The organism is Bacteroides fragilis NCTC 9343, from assembly GCF_000025985.1.
Taxonomy (GTDB): Bacteria; Bacteroidota; Bacteroidia; order Bacteroidales; family Bacteroidaceae; genus Bacteroides; species Bacteroides fragilis.
The window spans coordinates 319,684-340,635 of sequence record NC_003228.3; the positions used below are offsets into that span (position 1 = coordinate 319,684).

Annotated in this window: 10 protein-coding genes; 7 read left to right on the forward strand and 3 right to left on the reverse strand. The window is 43.7% G+C overall.

Annotated elements, in window-relative coordinates; all coding sequences use genetic code 11:
* Positions 1–22 precede the first annotated feature (22 nt).
* The gene (locus tag BF9343_RS01310) at positions 23–2,086 is read right to left on the reverse strand and encodes a beta-L-arabinofuranosidase domain-containing protein (RefSeq protein WP_005801853.1); all 2,064 of its coding nucleotides are present in this window, start codon (positions 2,084–2,086) and stop codon (positions 23–25) included.
* Positions 2,087–2,363: 277 nt separating this feature from the next.
* Between BF9343_RS01310 and BF9343_RS01315 the strand changes: the two genes are divergently transcribed.
* From BF9343_RS01315 to BF9343_RS01325, 3 genes are all read left to right on the forward strand, one after another.
* Positions 2,364–3,470 (forward strand): glycoside hydrolase family 43 protein, encoded by a 1,107-nt coding sequence (locus BF9343_RS01315; protein WP_010991967.1) that lies wholly within the window; start codon positions 2,364–2,366, stop codon positions 3,468–3,470.
* A gap of 102 nt (positions 3,471–3,572) precedes the next feature.
* Positions 3,573–5,387 (forward strand): glycoside hydrolase family 2 protein, encoded by a 1,815-nt coding sequence (locus tag BF9343_RS01320; protein ID WP_005784059.1) that lies wholly within the window; start codon positions 3,573–3,575, stop codon positions 5,385–5,387.
* Positions 5,388–5,482: 95 nt separating this feature from the next.
* The gene (locus BF9343_RS01325; RefSeq protein ID WP_010991968.1) at positions 5,483–7,993 is read left to right on the forward strand and encodes a glutaminase domain-containing protein; all 2,511 of its coding nucleotides are present in this window, start codon (positions 5,483–5,485) and stop codon (positions 7,991–7,993) included.
* A gap of 148 nt (positions 7,994–8,141) precedes the next feature.
* On the opposite strand, the gene BF9343_RS01330 is transcribed toward BF9343_RS01325, so the two are convergent.
* Complete coding sequence (locus tag BF9343_RS01330; RefSeq protein ID WP_010991969.1) at positions 8,142–10,610, reverse strand: TonB-dependent receptor plug domain-containing protein; 2,469 nt, start codon at positions 10,608–10,610, stop codon at positions 8,142–8,144.
* 19 nt (positions 10,611–10,629) lie between these two features.
* Entirely contained in the window at positions 10,630–14,247 is a 3,618-nt protein-coding gene (locus tag BF9343_RS01335) for a glycoside hydrolase family 38 N-terminal domain-containing protein (RefSeq protein WP_010991970.1), read from the reverse strand.
* A 343-nt stretch (positions 14,248–14,590) separates the two neighbouring features.
* On the opposite strand from BF9343_RS01335, the gene BF9343_RS01340 reads away from it, so the two are divergent.
* The 4 genes from BF9343_RS01340 to BF9343_RS01355 all read left to right on the forward strand — a co-directional run bounded on the left by BF9343_RS01340 (position 14,591) and on the right by BF9343_RS01355 (position 20,929).
* Positions 14,591–17,794: a SusC/RagA family TonB-linked outer membrane protein gene (locus tag BF9343_RS01340; RefSeq protein WP_010991971.1), complete on the forward strand. Its 3,204-nt coding sequence runs from the start codon at positions 14,591–14,593 to the stop codon at positions 17,792–17,794.
* Between the two features lie 7 nt (positions 17,795–17,801).
* Positions 17,802–19,688, forward strand: a complete 1,887-nt coding sequence (locus BF9343_RS01345) for a RagB/SusD family nutrient uptake outer membrane protein (RefSeq protein WP_010991972.1) — start codon at positions 17,802–17,804, stop codon at positions 19,686–19,688.
* Between the two features lie 19 nt (positions 19,689–19,707).
* A complete protein-coding gene (locus BF9343_RS01350; protein WP_010991973.1) occupies positions 19,708–20,415 on the forward strand; it encodes a DUF3823 domain-containing protein in 708 nt (235 codons plus the stop codon).
* Between the two features lie 94 nt (positions 20,416–20,509).
* Entirely contained in the window at positions 20,510–20,929 is a 420-nt protein-coding gene (locus BF9343_RS01355) for a hypothetical protein (RefSeq protein ID WP_010991974.1), read from the forward strand.
* Positions 20,930–20,952 lie beyond the last annotated feature (23 nt).

Sequence of the window (20,952 nt, forward strand, 5' to 3'; positions counted from 1 at the left end):
AATGTTTATCACCGGGTATCTTTTATTCTCTTGTGTTCGGGAAAGCCGAAACCCGCAGTCTGGCTGCTCCCATCGGAATCAGGGTGATTTCTTCTTTTTCCCCTTTCGGAGCGTCCATTTCAGGAAGTTCGCTACACAAGTCGTATTGATCGATAACCCATGAAGGAACCTTGCGTCCGATAGCTTTTACCTCGATAGGTGTACTTGCGACCGTGAACGGGAAGTTGTCAGCCGGCCATTCTTTGTGTACTACTTTAAAGTCTTTCAAAGGTTCGTTCTTACCGAGTACCAATGCGTAGTTCCAAGGAGTTTTTGCATAGATCTCGTATGTCGGCCATTGGCTGGCGTCAGCGCCTTCCTGCCATTTAGAGTCACCGATAGCCGTAGCGCGGCTGTCCTTTTTCACATAATCTTCGTCAATTTTCAGTGACATTGTCAACGGACCGTAGTCTACGCTTACACTGTTTTTGTTCACTTGCCATGTACGCATCGAAAGTTGCATCGGCAGTTGAATCTCTACTTGGTCATTGTCTTTCCATTCGCGATTGATGCAGGCATATTGTCCGGCTTCGGGGTTAGCCGCTACTTTTTTGCCGTTAACAAAGATAGTTGCACCCTCTGTCCATGAAGGGATTCTCAGATAGAACGGGAAACTTACAGCTTTCGGAGTATTTACCGTAAACCGGATGGTTTCCTCGAAAGGATAATTCGTCTGCTCGTGAAGGGTTATTTCGTTTCCGTCACCCACTTTCACCGTTGCTTTGCAGGCGGCATACATGGCGGCCGCTACACCATTATCCGGAGTAGCCAGAATCAGATGCTCGGCATAATAAGGCCATCCCTGTGCGTGGTTATGCTGGCAGCAACGGCTGCTGAACGGGTTCATTGCCAGGAAAGGTCCCCGGTTGTCGATGCCCGGATGATGATTCTTTGAGTCGCTGACCGTCTGGTTAGGGCAAGTGATGTAACGTAATCCTTTGAAATCCGGCATCACGGCAGCCGGATAACTGTTGAAAGCCACTTCTTCGCAGTGTTCTGCCCAAAGCGGATCGCCCGTCATACAAAGCATCAATTCATCGGAAGCCATCTGTTCTACCAATCCGCAGGTCTCTACTCCCTGACGTGGGTCGATAGAACCCATGCGGGCATTTTCGTCGGCACCGAACATACCGCCCGGTACTTGTCCGAAAGTACGGCGTATCAGATTGTGTACATTATAAGATGCTTTCAGCATGGCTGAATCTCCTGTCATCATATAATAGGTAGCCGGTTCGCGGAAACATTGTGCGATGTTTACATTGTGCCAGTTCGGCAGTGCCGACGGGCGGGTCCAATCTGCTGTGTTCCGGTGTATCTTCTCAGCCAGTTCCAGTAAGAATTGATCTCCTGTGCGGTTATAAAGCCAATATACGCTTAACAGGTTATCTCCGCCACGGCTGTTTTCCCAATAGTCCTCCAGGAATTGTTCGTCCGGTACACTTAACTGCCATTTAAAGTAATTGGTCATCAGGTCGATTACCCGTTGGTCATTTGAATATTCATAATAGGATTGCAGACACCAGAGCATAATCATCTGTGCCCATAATTCTCTTTTTCCGTTCCGCTCGTTGATGGGACCAAAGTATCCGTCGGGCTGTTGGCTGGCGAATGCTCCTTCGAGCCATACTTTAGCTTCATCAATCATTTTCTGATCCTTTAATATATAAGCCAGGTTTCCGTATCCTTTCAGCCAATAGGGGACTTCTTCCCATCCGTGATCTCCTCCTTTGGTCAGCCAGGCATTATTCTCTTTGCCCAGCCATGCACTGATCTCATTCAGGTGACCGGTCAGACCGTCTTTCTGTAATTCGAGATATTTCTTCAACCATCCTTCGGGCTGAATACTTCCGACGGGCAGTTTAATGAAATTCATCGGTTTCAGTGGCAAGCGGTTTCCTACATAGTTTACGTTGGTTTGTGTACAGTCGGGGCGGTTCACGATGGTTACTGCCGACGATGATTGATCGGAAGTACACGATGCTGCCAGTAATCCGGCTGTAAATAGGATTCCGGCCAAGCCTCCTTTCAGACTTTTCATCTTTTTCATGTTTGGGTGTTTTTACTTATGGTTATTATTTAGGGGTTATTTCAATACAAATCAGTAGCTTCATCTGATATCATGCTACAAAGTTTGTGAATTCTGTATGAAATGTGCGACACAAACTATTCAATAAATAGCAATTACTGACCAATACGATGCGAAATGCGGGTTATGTGAATATTAGAAGTATAAAAAGAACAGATTCTTTTGTTTATTGAGCAGTATTTATCCCTTTATTCAACGAAAATGTTTTTTCTTTGTAGCATCTTAATAACAGAAAGCTATGAAAACAAAGATCTACCTGCTATTTATTACTACCTTATTCTTCTGCGCCGGTTGTGGCAACAAGAGCGGCGGACAGAAACAGGAGTCGGTAAGTGCGGCAAAGGATACATATGTAAATCCTTTGTTTCCGGAAGGGGCCGATCCGAGTGCTCTTTTCCATAATGGTAAGTATTATTATACCCATGGAACGGAAGATAAGATCATGCTTTGGGAAACGTCCGATATCACTGATATGGCTCATGCGGTTTGCAAGATAGTGTGGAAGCCTCAGGATCCATCCAACAGTTGTCATCTCTGGGCACCGGAGATTCACTATATCAATGATAAATGGTATATATATTATGCAGCCGACGACGGCAATACGGATAATCACCAGTTGTACGTACTTGAAAACTCTTCACCCGACCCGATGGAGGGAAAGTTCGAAATGAAAGGAAGTATCATAACCAATCCCGAATGGAATTGGGGGATACAGGCCACCACTTTCGAACATAAGGGAGTCCGCTATCTGGCCTGGTCCGGATGGTCCAAAAGGAGAACCAATGCCGAAACTCAATGTATCTATATTGCCAGGATGAAAGATCCGTGGACACTCGATTCACCCCGTGTCCTGATATCCAAACCCGAGTATGAATGGGAACGGCAGTGGGTCAATCCGGATGGCAGCCGTACGGCTTACCCCATTTATGTGAATGAAGGGCCTCAGTTCTTCCATTCGAAAGATAATAAGACGTTGATTCTATATTACGCTGCCAGCGGTTCGTGGTCACCCTATTACTGTGTCGGGATGTTGACTGCCGATGCCGAGAGTGATTTGTTAGATCCGGCTTCCTGGACAAAGAGTTCGGTTCCGGTATTTCAGCAATCGTTGGAGAATGAAGTTTATGGTCCGGGTGGACTCTCCTTTGTTCCCTCGCCCGATGGGACTGAATGGTATATGATTTACCATGCCCGTCAGGTGACCAATGGAGACACCGGGAGTCCTGAAACCCGTAATCCGCGAATACAAAAAATAGGATGGGATGCCCATGGAATGCCCGATTTAGGGATTCCGGTTCGTGCAGGGGTTGCCTTGCCAAAACCTTCGGGTACTCTTTTGAAATAAAATAGTCATTTAGAACATTTTTTCCTTAGTCTGACAGGTAGCCGCCTACCTGTCCCGGGGATCGTATTGCATCATTAATAGGTTAAACATAATTTGAAGACAATGAAAAAGAGCATTTTAATTGCAGTTCTGACAGCGTCGATAGCTACTTCCGCTTTTGCACAATGGAAACCGGCAGGAGACAAAATCAAGACAAAGTGGGCTGAGCAGGTGAATCCTGAAAATGTATTGCCCGAGTATCCACGTCCGGTGATGGAACGGGGAGAGTGGAAGAACCTGAATGGTTTGTGGAATTATGCCATCACCGAGAAAGGAGCTGCTCCTTCAGCTTACGAAGGTCAGATTCTGGTTCCTTTTGCCATAGAGTCCAGCCTTTCGGGTGTTGGTAAGAAAGTCGGCCCCGACAAAGAACTCTGGTATCAGCGTACTTTCACAGTACCCGCTTCCTGGAAAGGTAAAAAAGTGATGCTGAACTTCGGTGCTGTAGACTGGAAAGCTGATATTTGGGTCAATGACATTAAGGTGGGACAACACACCGGAGGATTTACTCCTTTTTCACTCGATATTACGGCTGCTTTGGCTACTAAAGGAGACAATAAACTTGTTGTGAAGGTATGGGACCCGACAGATCGCGGACCTCAGCCTCGTGGCAAACAGGTAAACCGTCCGGAAGGCATCTGGTATACGGCTGTTACCGGTATCTGGCAAACTGTCTGGATGGAGCCTGTGGCCGAACGTCATATTACTAATGTTCGTACGACTTCGGACATCGACCGTAAGAAACTCACAGTGGACGTTACTACCAGTACCAGCTGTCCTTCGGAAGTTGTCGAGGTAAAGGTTTTCGATGGTAAACAGCTGGTTGCTACCGGAAAAGGATTGAACGGCCAGACTATTGACATTCAGATGCCTGCTGATGCCAAACTGTGGAGTCCTGCTTCTCCGACTCTTTATTCTATGCAGATTGCCCTGTTGAGCAATGGTAAAGTGACCGATAAAGTAGATAGCTATACAGCTATGCGCAAATACTCTACCCGCCGTGACAAGGACGGAATTGTACGTTTGCAGCTGAACAATGAAGATGTGTTCCAGTTCGGTCCTCTCGATCAAGGATGGTGGCCCGACGGACTGTATACAGCTCCGACAGACGAAGCGTTGGTTTATGATATTCAGAAAACCAAAGACTTCGGATTTAACATGATCCGTAAACACGTGAAGGTGGAACCGGCACGTTGGTATACGCACTGTGATAAACTGGGTATCATCGTATGGCAGGATATGCCGAACGGCGACCGTGAACCGGAGTGGCAGATGTACAACTACTTCACCGGCAATGAACTGAATCGTAGCGAGGAGTCGGAACAGATCTATCGCAAAGAGTGGAAGGAAATCATGGATTATCTGTACAACTATCCTTGTATCGGTGTATGGGTTCCGTTTAACGAGCGTTGGGGACAGTTCAAGACTGAAGATATCGCGACATGGACAAAGAAGTATGATCCTTCACGCTTGGTGAACCCGGCAAGTGGCGGTAATCACTTCCCTTGCGGTGATATTCTTGACTTGCATCATTATCCCAATCCGTCACTTGACTTCTACGATGCCGGACGTGCTACCGTGTTAGGTGAATATGGCGGCATCGGCCTGGCACTGAATGAACATCTTTGGGAACCGAACCACAACTGGGGATACGTGAAGTTTAATTCACCCGAAGAAGTAACCAAACAATACGTTGAATACGGCAATGAACTGTATCGGTTGATTTCAAGAGGTTTCTCAGCTGCTGTCTATACACAGACTACGGATGTAGAAATGGAGGTGAACGGACTGATGACATACGACCGTAAAGTGATTAAGGTGAATGAAGCTCAGGTGAAAGCTATCAATACAAAGATATGCAATTCTTTAAATAAGTGATTAGAGTAGGGTGTCGATAGGTACACAGGTTTTTGATTAAGGTAAAGATTGTTGAAGGATACTATTTAGATTGAAACATACTAATAAATAAAATAATGAAAAAACTATTCACAATGGCTTTAGCAGTCGGTATGCTGTGCAATGCGCAGGCAGCCGACCTGTATAAGGCAAGTAGAAATGTTGCTTTGCGTGCGCCGGCGGTGCCTCTCATCACTTCCGACCCCTATCTGTCCATCTGGTCGCCCACAGATGCGCTGAACGAAAGCAGCACTATGCACTGGACCGGAACGGAACATCCTTTGTTGGGTGCTATCCGTGTAGACGGGAAGACTTACCGCTTTATGGGGAAAGATAAATTGAATCTTGAAACCCTTGTACCCATGACCGATACCGATACCTGGCAGGGGAGTTATACTTTCGATGAGCCGGCTGCGGGATGGAACGCCCTTTCGTTCAATGCTGCCGGATGGAAAGAGGGACAAGGTGCTTTCGGTACTCCCGATATGCCTCGTGTCCATACTCGCTGGACTACTCCGGACATCTGGGTTCGCCGCGATTTCCAGATTAACGATGATATGAACGGAGAAACCATCTATCTGAAATATTCGCACGACGATGTATTCGAACTCTACCTGAATGGTGAAAAGCTGGTTGCTACAGACTATTCATGGAACAACGACGTATTACTCGAACTATCGGATGCAGCCAAGAAGAAGCTGCAAAAAGGAAAAAACGTACTTGCCGCACACTGTCACAACACAACAGGAGGTGCTTATGTAGATTTCGGCCTTTATCGCCTGAACAAACAGACGACAGGTTTTGAGACGGCAGCCGTCCAGAAATCGGTAAGCGTACTCCCCACACAAACTTACTACACGTTTACTTGCGGTCCGGTGGAACTGGACCTGGTGTTTACCGCACCTTTGATGATGGACGACCTCGATTTGTTGTCTACTCCCGTTAATTATATTTCTTATCGCGTTCGTTCGCTGGACAAAAAGCAACATGATGTGCAGATGTATGTGGAGACCACTCCGCAGCTTGCCATTAATGAACTGACGCAACCTACCCGTTCGAAAGTGATCCGCCGTAACGGTATCAATTATGTACAGGCAGGGACTATCGACCAGCCTATCCTTGCACGAAAAGGAGACGGTATCTGTATTGATTGGGGATATGCTTATCTGGCAGGAAATATAGGTGCCAATACAGCTGTTAGCCTGGGTAACTATTATGGCATGAAGAACGAGTTTGTTACCAAGGGTTCTTTGTTGCCTACACAAGCCGAGTGCGTGACCCGTCGTGCCGACCAGATGCCGGCTATGGCCTATACTGACGATCTGGGTAAAGTAGGTACCGATGGCAAATCCGGCTTCCTGATGTTGGGTTACGATGATATTTATGCTATCGAATACTTCTATCAACCTCGCATGGCCTACTGGAAGCATGATGGTAAGGTAAGCATCTTCGATGCCTTTGAGCGTGCCAAAGCAAACTATGCGTCTGTCATGGAACGTTGCCGTGCTTACGACGAAATGATTCTGAACGATGCAGAAAAAGCAGGTGGCAAAGAATACTCTGAACTGTGTGCATTGGCTTACCGTCAGGTGATTGCCGCCCATAAGCTGTTCAAGGATGCGGATGGTAACTTGCTCTTCTTCTCTAAAGAGAACAATAGTAACGGTTGTATCAATACTGTCGACCTGACTTATCCGTCTGCTCCGCTCTTCCTGGCTTATAACCCCGAATTGCAGAAAGGCATGATGACCAGTATCTTTGAATATAGTGCCAGCGGACGTTGGAACAAGCCTTTCCCGGCTCACGACCTGGGAACTTATCCTATTGCTAACGGACAGGTATACGGTGGTGACATGCCGATTGAAGAAGGTGGAAATATGGTAGTCCTGGCTGCTGCTATTGCCAAGGTAGAAGGTAACGCCGACTATGCTAAGAAGTATTGGGATTTACTGACCATTTGGACTGATTATCTGGCGGAATACGGACAAGATCCCGAGAACCAACTCTGTACTGATGACTTTGCCGGACACTGGGCACATAACGCCAACCTTTCGGTAAAAGCGATCATGGGTGTAGCTGCCTACAGTGAAATGGCCCGTATGCTCGGTATGGATGATGTAGCCGACCGATATGCTGCCAAAGCCAAAGCAATGGCTACCAAATGGGAACAAATGGCTCGTGAGGGTGATCATTATCGTCTGGCATTCGACCGTGAGAATACCTGGAGCCAGAAGTACAATATGGTTTGGGACAAGATGTGGAATCTGAACCTTTTCCCCAATAATGTGATTGAGAAAGAAATTTCTTATTATCAGACCAAACTGCAAAACCCTTATGGACTTCCGTTGGATTCCCGCAAGGAATATACTAAATCCGACTGGATTATGTGGACTGCTGCCATGTCTTCTGATAAGGCTACTTTCGAGAAATTTATTTCTCCGGTATATAAGTATGCTAATGAAACCGTATCACGTGTTCCGCTGAGCGACTGGCATCATACCGATAGCGGTAAGTTTGTCGGCTTCAAGGCACGTTCCGTGATCGGTGGTTATTGGATGAAGGTATTAATGGATAAAATGCAGAAGTAATAAGAACCGGTATATAATTAGGGTTTATTATCAAGGGTTGTATCAAAAGCTTGTTTTGCTTGGATACAACCCTTTTTTCTTTCCAAGAGATGTTATGTTGCCTGTCTGTTCTACTTAAGTTGGTGTCGGTTTAAGCATGAAGTGGCTGTCAAGGGTGTTCCGGCACCTCTGTAACCCGGAAGTCCGTACCAATCAATCCCTCTTCCGAGTAGCCTTCACAATGAATCACGTATTCTCCGTTCTCCTGATCGTTTAGAAAGAAGGATACTTGTGCTCTACCTTCCTTGTCGGTTTTTACTGTAGGATTCCAGTACAGTGTATTTCTTTGTTCCGAATGTTCGAAGAATGAATGATCGGAAAGAGTAGGAGTATAAAATTCTTTTGTCTGGTTATAACCTATCCACTGGCAGATTTTATTATTCGTTGCTATAACTTCTCCTTGTATCGGACGGCTATATAATACGATAGTGCCTCCATAACTGCTAAATCCTCCAAACTGAGTGGACGTCTGTTGCAGGACTTCTACCCGTTCGATTCTGGATGCCTCCATGCTATATACAACTTCAGGATCTTTGGCAATATACCCATCCAGTACCAAGGCAGCTACTGTTCCTCCGGGAAGTCCGTTGATGTGGGCATACTGTAAGTTACTCTTTGTTTTATCCGGATTAGGAACCATGGTGATGCCGGGCACTGTTCTCAGTAATTGACGGACATCTCCAAAACTGTTGCTTGCTTTCACTTGAGTACTTGTTTTCACGAATCCTTCACTATAAGGACGCCGCTTTTCAATCGGATCTTTTTTTCGTGCGGTTACTTTCACTTCTCCTAATTCGAATAGCTGTTTGTCAATCTCCTTTTGGGGGATGTAGGACTTGGTAATATCCCATTGTACATGAAAAGAACTATCAGGTGCAAAAGGAGAAGGCATATATTTCACCGATGGAACCGGAATGGAATCATCAAGTTTGATCGGATAGGTTTTCCCATTCTTGTCGGTGGCTGAGAGCATGACTTCCTTTGTTCCTTCAAAAGAGATTCCCGATAGGCTGAAACGTTTTTGTCCATCCAACGGACAGGTAATAAATTGTTTGAGTGAATCTTGACGTAGGATAGCCTGAAGTTCAACAGATTTAGCCTTCTGTTTATTTATATTTTCCACTTTTCCTGATAGGATGAGAGATTGTTCCATAGGATATCGGGGGAGATTGTCGGGCTGGTTGAAAACTTCAAGTGAGTAGCGTCGCCATCCTTGTGTCAGCAATAGCAGTTCTATTTTAGACAGGCTTTCAGTATCTTCCGGATTCCAGTAGCTTAATGGTTGTTCCGTTTGCCCTTTCAGGTTGCTACTAAGAAATAAGTAGGTACTGAAGTTGTCACGGATCGTTGGTTGCTCTAAAAAAGTTTGTGCAACTGCCAGCGAGAAAGAACCCGGTTGGGGAATTCCTTTCTTATCAGTACTACGGATATTCACCGACATTTTTCGATGTCCTTCTTGTACCGAAATAGTAGATGAAAGTTTTAGGTTGAGTGTTTCGGGAAAGTGAGTAAATACCAGCCTTTCACAATAGGCATGATAGTCTTCATCGATCAGGGTTAGTGTGAAGACGCCCGTAGGAAGTTTATCTAAAGGCAAATCGAAAAGTGTACGCGGTTGCGAACCATCGACGGGTAGTACGGCAATCAACCGTCCTTCTTGATGGAGGATAAGTGAATAAACCGAGTTTTTGGTTGAAGGGCCAATATTTTGAGTCAATAAGATACGTAATGCTTCTTTCAGGTGTTTAACAGTCATCACAAACCCCTGCTCGCTTATCGAAGGTATTTTAAAGTCTGTGTTATCTCCTGCCAGACGGGCAATGTATTTTTCTTTTTTCTGTGGGATGAAAAAGAAACTTCCTTTGCCCAAGTGACTGGTAGCAAATTTACGGATACTGTCTCCATGGGCATTCAGTATGACCCCTTCTGTTTGAACCCCTTTTCCGGTATTGGCATCCACTACTTCGAATGCTATTCGGGAGGTGAGTCCATTGATTAGATTTCCTCCTTCCGGGAAGAATCTCAGTTTAAATTTTGTTGTCTGCTGGGGAATGTTGTCTTTTTCTGAATTTCCATAAATCGTTAGTTCACGATGGAAGAAAAACTCCGGATCAAAATTCTGCATCCATCGGGTATAGGCACGAAGTTGATAATGGCCGGCGTGTAGATGTTCCGGGATCGAAAGGCTACCGGAGGCTGCTCCGTCTGCCAAAGGATACTTGACTTGTTTTACAATTTCTCCTTTACTATTTGACAGATCTATGTATACAATCCTGCTGGCTTCGGTTGCTGAGGAAGAGAGTGTTTGATACACTTTAAACCAAATGGTTTCTCCGGCATAATAGTTGGTACGGTCTTGATGCAGATATAATTTCTCTATCGGATTTTCACGGGCATACCGGTTGAACCGGGCTGACAAAAGAGTATCGCTTACGGCTTTTTGTGGGGCTGCTGCGCAATGGATGGTGCATAACAGACAAAGAATAGTTAATGCTGAATGTATTTTCATAATGAACAAAGGTAGTGAAAAAAGATAATAGTGACTGACAGTATTCCAACTATCAGCCACTATTGTCATTGAATTTACAGTTTTCTGTTTATTTATAAACTTCCAGTTCGTAGATACGTGTATCTCTGCCTCCGGTGCTCTGTGTAGGACGAGTCACAAGCAGACGGATGTAACGTACTTTTCCGTCATAGTTCAGCGGACGTGAAACGACATTTGCATGGTTACCGTCGATAGCATCCAGAGTCGTCCATTCATCGCCCGGGTTCATTTTACCTTGCAGGAAGCAACCATTGGTAATGTATGAGTGACTTTCCTGTCCGGCGTTCACCATCTTCCAACCACTGATGTTTTGTGCTTCACCCAGATCGAAGTCTACGTAGTTCGGAGTCTGCGAAACGTCACACCACTTTGTATCCGTTTTACCATCCAGCAGGAAGTCCGGTTTTTCTTCGTCGTTGGTATATCCGGAGCAAGCAATGATTTTAGCTCTTTTCAGGATATTTTCGCGTACTGCTTCTTCATCATTTCCGGCAGTAGCTGCATTACCTACGTTATTGGTGCGGAAAAGAGTGCCGGCAACGGTTGTAGCCGGTTCATTTTCGGCAACCAGAGTAGCAGCAAACAAAACCACTTTCTCATTTCGGGGCAAGATTACGCTGGTAGCTCCCTTCGGAATATCCATACCAAATTTGAACATATAAGTGAATTCATAAGGCTGATCACCGTTGGATGCATGGCGGTGTGTACCTACATAGGCAATCTCAGCATCTTTCAGGTATCCTTCGGTGTGTCCTTTATGTCCCCATTGGCCGATGAAGCCGGTATAAGAAGGTACAACGAATGAAGCGGTCTGCTTGCCAATGCGGAAGTCGGCCTGATTGTCTCCTTCGGTAGAGGCGGCGAGGATATAGAGACGGTTGTATTTGTTTCCCGCAGGCAGTTGCAAGGTATCACCTTCACAAGTCATTCCGTTCGCAATCTCTTTTTCTCCCAAGCGGAAAGTGATCTGACCGGCTATCAGTGAGTCCGGCAGAAGTTCGGCTGCAAAAGAATAGCCCGATTCGAAGTCGCCTTCTCCACGGAATTCATTATAAGAAGCACATTTGCGGTCGTAGTCAAGCGGTAAAGCGGCATATTCGATCGGAGACGCCTCACGTCCCGATGGTTTGAGGCGTACTTTGTAAGTTCTTACAGAATAAGGAGTGATGTTTACCTGCAACTTGTTTCCTTCGAAAGTTGCATTGCCGATTGTCTTTTCTGTACCGTTGGCTTCGCTGGCACTGATGATTTCCCCTGCAAAGGTCAGTGTGGCGCTCTGTGCTTTCCGGCCTTCGGTTTCGTATACGCGTACTACATACTCATCGGTTTCTTCCGCTTTCTTCAGTGCCTTGATCAATACATTGCGGTTGTCCGAAGCGACAAACGAGAACGATTTTCCGACATTTCCTTTGTGCTTTTCCGTACGGAAGGCTTTCAGTTGCTGGTTCAGCTTTTCGGCTTTCTCTACAGTGGCAGGTTTATCCAAGGCTCCCTGATGCGGTATCAGGCTGTAGGTGAAGGTATGATGACCGAGATCCTGATGATCCTGATATGCGTAACCTCCGCGTGTTTCCGGTGTGTGGAGCAGGGTGAGGCGGATCGTATGGTTATCCGGCTTGTCCCATCCATATTTGCTGTCGTTCATCACCGATACACCATAACTTCCGTCACGATCGGTCAGGTCGGCCCAATATTGTGCATATACTTCGTAAGCTGTTTCGGTATTGTTGCCACGTTGTATGCTGCCGATACCCAAGTCGTACGTAGCCTTTTCGTTTTCAAGATTGAGCGGGAATTCGGCTTTTAACAATGCGTTGGTCGATTGCCAGTCTATTTCGTTATAGAAGTCGATGCGTTCTGCACGGCTACCTTCATACAGACGTATGTATTGACGGAAGACAGATTCTCCGTGACGTTTCTCGACACAAAGCGATTTACGTAAAGTTCCGTCTTCAACCAAAGTTATTTTCACGTCATCCGTAATCGAAACCGGAGTACGGTCGGTTGTCTCTTTCAACACTTCCCATGCCGGCCAATTGTATGACTTGTTCTGAGTGAAGAGTGCCAGGCGGATTGCTTTCCCGGCTTTCACCAGCTCTTTGCCGTTCTTTTTGTCAGTCAGAGAGACGATATCTCCATTTTTATCCAATGTAATCTTGTACAGAGAGTTTTCCAAGGTATTGACGTTCGTCGAGACGTTGCTTGCACCGGTTCCTGATGTGCGTATGTCATATACCACATATCCTGTAGCCGGAACTGTTGCTTCTACCAGGATGCGTGCTTTTCCGTCGGTATAAGAAATGAGCTGAGCCGATACTTTTTTGCCCTTTTCATCGTACACCGTTATCCCTTTGGGGGCTTTTGGAAGGTCAAGTTCTATTTCCGCAATATCTGTAACCGCAAATCCGAGTGCATTATAAAGGATTACCGGAATACCGCTGACCCGTGTATCCAATTCCCTGCCGATACCATGAATGGAAGAAGTCAGTACATTGGAGAACTGTTTCAGTGAGATTAGTTCATCGTTCCATGAAAATTCATAGGCACGCGGTATACTGGTTCCTGTCAGGTCATCGTGGAACTGATGATAAATGAAGCGTTTCCATGCTTCATTGATGGTGCTTCCCGGATATTTGGCCTGATTCAGCCATTCGGCAGTTACGGCAGCTCTTTCGGCCGCATCTCCCAGTAATTCGTTCTGGCGGTTGTACAATTTCATGGCAGCCTGTGAGGTGTAGCATCCTGTACCGTGAACATCCATCAACAGTTCACCGTCGAATACCGGTAATTCCGGATGATTCTTATAAGGAAGGTAATCTTTGTAAAGCTGGTCGCTGGTTGCACTGACAATTTCTACCGGACCGTTTCCGCGAAGTCCTTTTTCCACTGAACGGACAGAGGCCAGTGTCGGTGATCCGCCGATATCGCCTGTACCGTAATATCTGTATACTGTATTAAGTGGTGTACGGCCTGCCAGTTCTTTCAGTTGTTCGTTTTCTGAAAGGTCTTCGTCGTTCCATCTTCTGCCATAATCATATCCATGTGCCAGCATGATAGACGATCCATCTATTCCTTTCCACAAGCCGATTGTAAACGGATGCTTGCTCTTACCATAGAACGGATGCACACGCCAGTCCAGCTTTTGTGAAGAGAAACCAATCAGGCCGCAGTGCGAAGCGATAGTAGGCAGTGTCCAACCAAATCCGAAACAGTCGGGCAGGAAGATGTCCGTGCTTTCCACTCCGAATTCTTGTCTGTAATACTGTTGTCCCAGCATAATATTGCGGATGAACGATTCAGTCGAAGGTACCAGAGCGTCCGTTGCATCCCAGCTACTTCCGGAAATGTGCCAGCGGCCTTCCCCGATGTACTTTTTCATTTCTTCGTATTGTGCAGGATAGTACTCCTTCATCCAGGCATATTTCACTCCGCCTTCAAAGTTGAATACATAGTTCGGATACTTTTTCAGCAGAAACAGGTTCTGGTTGATCGTGTTCCATACATACTCTTTAATGGTAGTCTGTACATCCCAGTTCCACTGAGTGTCCAGATGGGCATCTGCCACCATGTAGGCTTTCGCCTTTTTCTCCTGTTTGTTCCCTTGAGCGTACGAGGCTCCTCCGGACAACAGCAGGGTAGCTGCCAGCATAGCAATGTGTAATTTCATGTTTGCTTAATACATTATTTAATTAATAAATGAGGAATTATACAAAGGTGACCAAATTCGCAGAAAGGAGATGAAAAATACTGTTCAATAAATAGCAGAATCTGTTCAGATGTGCTTTTAGAGCTCTGTGAGGGGGATTGAAATGTTGAAAAGAACAGATTTTGTTGTTTATTGAACGGAAATTATCGTCTTATTAGTTAAAAATAACTTTCCTTTGCAATGTTTCGAAACCGTAAAAGCTATACTATGAAATACATCCCGTCTTATATTCCGAGGATTATTTCCATAACGATGCTTTTATACATTAAAGATTTATAGAACCTGTTTTTTAAATTTATGTACTATGCGTAAAAAAGAACAAATGTTTTGGCTCGCAAGTCGTAGCAGAATGTGGCGCATACCACTTTGTATGGCTGCCTTTTCGCTTTTGCCAAGTGCCTACAGTTTCGCTAGCGCCGAAAACCCGGCAACAGAAACTGTATTGGCAGTGAACTCCGTTCAACAACAACGGACCGTAAAGGGTATAGTTATCGACGCCAATGGCGAAGCGGTAATTGGTGCTAACGTAAAAGAGCCGGGGAGTACAACTGGTACCATCACCGATATGAACGGTGAATTCTCGCTGAGTGTCGGCCCTAAAGCTACACTTGAAATCTCATTTATTGGTTACACAACACAAAAAGTAAACGTAGGCGCATCAAACACAGTTAAAGTTATTCTAAAGGAAGACACAAAAGTACTCGATGAAGTCGTTATTACCGGTTTCGGTATGTCACAGAAAAAGGCAACACTGACGGGTGCCGTTGCTGCAATTGCTTCTACTGACATTGAACGTTCCAATGCAACAACAGCATCAGGTGCATTGGTTGGTAAAATAGCAGGTATCAATACCCGTCAGAATGATGGACGTCCGGGTGCTTCTACACAACTACAGATACGTAATATGGGTGCTCCATTGTATGTAATTGACGGTGTTGTATCTGATGATGGACAGTTTAATAACATGGACTTTAACGATATAGAATCTATCTCTATATTGAAAGATGCCTCTGCTGCAATTTATGGTGTGCGCGCTGCCAATGGTGTAGTAGTGGTTACATCAAAGAAAGGACAGCGTAATTCGAAGAATTCCGTATCTATTAATGCTTACTATGGTTGGCAGCATAATTCACGTTATGTTCAGCCAGCTAAGACTAAAGATTATGTGAACGCTTATGTCTCTGCAGAAACTTGGGCTAAAAAGGCGGACAATGATCGCAGGTACAACAAAGAGGAATATGCAAAATGGATGGCCGGTACTGAGAAAAACTACCAGGGTTTTGATTGGAGCGACTATATTTGGATTACTGCTCCTCAATCATATATTAGTGCGAATCTTTCAGGAGGTACCGATAAGGCTAATTATTATGTAGCAGTTTCTCATATCGATCAAGAAGCGACTGTACGTGGTTACGGTGGATTCAGACGTACAAATGCCCAGATGAATATTGATATGAATATTTCTGATCGTTTCAAGATTGGTGCTACGATGAATGGACGTATTGAAGATCGTCACCATCCGGGTGTTCCGGGTGCGGATGATACATGGTTGCCTCGTTTTGCAACAATGAAGAATCAGCCTACAAAGCGTCCGTATGCCAACGACAATCCTTTATACCCACAACTTGTCTCTGACCAGAAAGAAACAAACTTTGCTCTTTTAAATTATGATACCAGTGGTAAAGTATCTGATGTATGGCGTGTCCTTCAAATGCAAACAACTGCTGAATATGAAATCCTGAAAGGATTGAAGGCTAAAGGTATGTTGGGCTATTATTATGCTTACAATGAACTGGATAATCAGGAATACACATTCAAATTGTATGGATACAATGAAAAAACGGGTGAGTATTATGAAACGGCTGCTATGGATAATCCTTATCGCGAACGTAATCGTGAGAAGGTAGAGGATCAATTTGCTAATTTCCAGTTGAACTTTGATCGTAGGTTCGGTAATCATTCTATCAATGCTGTTGCTTCTTTTGAGGCTACACAACGTAAGCGCCCCAAATCATGGGTACATTCAGTTCCGGTTGCCAACGGTATGGATCTGATTCGTTTTAAGGAGATTGTGGAGTATAATGATACTGGTAACAATACGGAAGCTCGTATGGGATGGTTAGGACGTATCAATTATAGTTTTGCTGATCGTTATCTGATCGAATTAATTGGTCGTTGGGATGGTTCTTGGAAATTTAAACCGGAAAATCGTTGGGGATTCTTCCCTTCTGCCTCTTTGGGATGGAGAATCTCTGAAGAAAATTTCTGGAAAGAAAGTAAGATTGCCAACGTGTTTTCTAATTTGAAGATACGTGGTTCATACGGTGTGGTTGGAGATGATAATGTGAGTGATTATGCTGCATTCGATTACCTGCCTGGTTATAAATACAATAACGGTGGTGCTGTATTGGATGGCGATTGGGTTGTTGGAACTGAGACTCGTGGTTTACCTAATAAAACTTTATCATGGATGGAATCTAAGATCCTGGATATTGGTGTAGATATGGGCTTCTTTAATAACCGTTTGAATGCTCAGGTAGACTTCTTCCAGCGTATTCGCGATGGAATTCCTGAATCTCGTTATGACGTGTTGATTCCAAATGAAGCAGGTTTCTCTTTACCAAAAGAAAATTTGAGATCGGACAAACATGTTGGTTTTGATGCAATGGTAAACTGGACCGATCATGTTAGTGATTTCAATTATAGCGTTGGTGCTAATATGACTTATTCACGTTTCTGGGATTGGGAACAATATGATACACGTCATAGCAACTCTTGGGATGTTTATCGTAACAGTATTTGGCATCGTGTTGGTTATGTAAATTGGGGATATGAAGCTGTTGGCCGTTTTACAAGTTGGGAACAGATTGCTACTTATCCGATAGATAACGATAGAAAAGGAAACAAGACAGTTGTTCCGGGTGATATTATGTATAAGGATGTCAACGGTGATGGTGTAATAAACTATATGGATGAGCGTCCAATCGGTTACCGTAGTGATAGTACTCCTACACTCAACTTTGGTATTAATTTGTCGGCAAGCTGGAAAGGTTTTGATTTGGCAATGGACTGGACGGGTTCGGGTATGACATCATGGCAACAGCAATATGAAACGGCTCGTCCGTTCCAGAATGATGGTAACAGTCCGGAAGAGGTATTTAAAGATGCTTGGCATCTGGCAGATATCTGGGATGCAGACAGCCAGTTGATTCCCGGAAAATATCCGTTAATTCGTTTGAATAATGAAGAAACAAGTGCTTATGATAAGAGTACATTCTGGCTGCATAATGTGAAATATATTAAGCTGCGTAATCTGGAGTTTGGTTATACTTTGCCCAAACGGATTGTTGCGAAAGCTGGTATCAGTAATTTGCGTTTATATGTGTCTGGAACCAACCTGTTCTCTATCAGTAATATACCTTTTATGGATCCGGAGTGCATCGATTCAAATGGTTTGGACTATCCGACGATGCGTGTGGTTAACTTAGGTATTAATCTCAAATTTTAAGTAAACAATGAAAAACAGATATTTTTTAATGGCTCTTGCTGCTGCAGGAGTATTATCGTTGAGTAGCTGTAATGGCTTTCTGGATACGAAGCCAAACGACATTATGACACAAGATCAGGTGTATGCTGACCCGGCGTTGGTGAAATCTGTTCTGGCTAACTTTTATGGCCGTATCACTTTTGGACAACGTAATGAAGCAGTAGAAGATTATTTTATGCTGGATGAGGCTATTCATTATGATAACAATAGTGAGGAGAATATTGACAGAAATAAATGGCGTCCTTATGACTATACATTGATTCGTAATTTGAATCAATTCTTACAGGGCATTAAAGGATCTACTGCTGTAGATGAGGAGACTAAGAGACTTTATGAAGGTGAAGTTCGCTATATTCGTGCTTGGACTTATTTTTGTATTGCCCGTGGGTTAGGTGGTATTCCAATTGTAGGAGATGATGTATTTGACTATACCGGTGGTATGGATATTACTACAATTCAGGTTCCCCGCTCTACTGAAGCTGAAACTTATGACTACATTATTAAGGAGTGTCAGGAAGCGGCTGCTATGATGAGTAAGCAGACTAATAAAAATAATTCTCGTGCAAACTATTGGGTAGCAAAAATGTTGGAAGCACGTGCAGCAATTACGGCAGCGTCATTAGCTACATACAATACGGTGGCCGAACATCCTCAATTGAGGACTGCTGGTGGTGAAGTAGGTATACCCGCAGATAAAGCAGAAGGCTATTATCGTACAGCTTTAGCTGCTGCAAAGGAGGTTATCGAAGGAGCTGCAGATGGTACGGCTTCTCCATATAGATTGATGTTAGCTGCTGATAAAACTTCAGAAGCTTTGGCTGATAACTTCTTTAAAGCAGTTTGTGAGAAAAGTGGTAATACTGAAGTTATTTGGACACGAGACTATGCTACTCCTGGCTATGGTCATGAATTTACAAAGAATTGCTTACCTAAAAGTATCGAACAGGATACTGGCAGTGATAGAATGTCTGTATTATTGAATTTGGTTGAGGCTTATGAATCAACAGATGCAACGGAATCAGAACGTGGTAAAGCTGCAAAGTTCGATATAGGTACATTAGATGATCCTAAATTCTTTGATGATCCGATGGATTTGTTTGCAGACCGTGATCCACGTTTGGCGGCTACAGTTCTTTTACCGGGCTCCACTTTTGATGGAAAATTAATAGAATTACAGGCTGGACAACTGAACAAAGTAAATGGTCAATGGGTAGAAAGAACAGGTCGTAGAAATGAAACGGATGCCCAAGGACGATTGATTACTGCCAATAATGGTCCGTTCGGAGGTAATGAACGTGAAATTAACCGTACAGGATTTTTCGTTCGTAAATATCTGGATAAAACTCCTTTGGCCGGTACTCAAGGTACAAAATCAGCTATGTGGAATGTATATTTCCGCATTTCGGAAGCTTACTTGATTGCTGCTGAGGCTTCTTGGGAATTGAGTCGTAATAACAGTGATGTAGAAGCTCTGAAATATATCAATGCCGTTCGTGAACGTGCTGGTATTCAGTCTCTAACTTCTATCGATCACCAGAAAATTATGCATGAGTATCAAGTGGAATTTGCATTTGAAGGTCATCGTTGGTGGGATTTGAAACGTTGGATGGAAGCTGATAATATTTGGACTGGAAATGAAAATGATCGTACAGCACAGCGTCTTGGCTTATGGCCTTACCGTGTAGTTGCAGATGGGGATGCTAATAATGGTAAATGGGTATTTGTAGAAAAGAATATGCAGACATTAGATTTATGGCGTAAACCGCTGAAGTGTACTGATGTTCAGTATTATTCAGAAATCGACAATGGTTGGATTAATAATAATCCGAAATTGGTTAAAAACCCGTATCAATAATCTAAAATTAGAAGAGACAATGAAAACAATATCAAAGATTTTTTCAGTATTGCTGTTAGGAGCGATGATGTTTACCAGTTGTATGAAAGACAACTATGACGCTCCTGAGTCAATGTTGACAGGTCGTGTGATGTATAATGGTGAAGCATTGCAACTTCGTGGCAATGAAGCTGTACAATTACAGCTTTATCAACATGGTTATGCTAAACACGATCCTATTAATGTGTATGTTAATCAAGATGGTATGTATTCTGCTAATTTGTTTGATGGTGAATATCAGATGATAACAAAGAGTGGAAATGGCCCTTGGACTTCTGAAGGGCGTGATACTATCAATGTAACTGTTGCTGGCAATACAGTGCAGGATGTTGAAGTTACTCCTTATTATCTGGTAAGAGATGCACAGATGACCTTAGAAGGTAATAAGGTAAATGCATCTTTTAAAGTAGAAAAAGTTGCAGGTGGAGGAATTGACCGGGTATTTTTCATGTTAAGTACTACTCAGTTTGTGAATGATGCAGAACATAATGTAGACCGTTATGATGAAACTGATAATTTGGATGCTTACGATGAAACAGGTAAATTATACACTTTTGCCACAAGAGACTATACGGATAATAGTATGTTCCAAACTGCTTTGAAAAGAGGCACATTGTTCGGTCGTATTTGCATCTGGCCTAAAGGCTCTGATCAGGGTATTTACTCTAAAGTAATCCGACTGAAATAATTCATATCAATGTTTAATGTGGGGAGGGTGTCGGGTTTCCTGGCACCCTTTCTGTTTAAATAAACTTTTTATTAACTCTTAAAATAATTGTATTATGAACAAAAGTTATTTTATTGGAATATTAATATTTGCAAGTATGACAGATATAATGGCAAATACATCGAAAAATGAAGAAGTAGAGGCTATTGTTTCTAGCATTGAGCAAACGGAATTTAGTGGTTATCAATTAGTTTTGCTTACTGGCGCTGGTAGTGGTATTATTCAATCAGTAGAATTGATCAATAATAAAACAATTAGAGTTTCAGTTATTCGGGGCTCACATGTTAGAATAGACCATCGTGCAAATGGCTTACCTGTTTATACGGAAAACTTCTTTATGGATGATAGTTCCACTTTTGAGTTTGAAGCTACGACCGAAAGTTTTTTGATTGAAGCTGATTATAATGGGGAAAGTTCTAGTAGTGGTACTAAACGATATGAAACAAGAATGTATGACTTAAAGTGGGTTCCTTAAGAGATAATAATGGTTTGTAAATA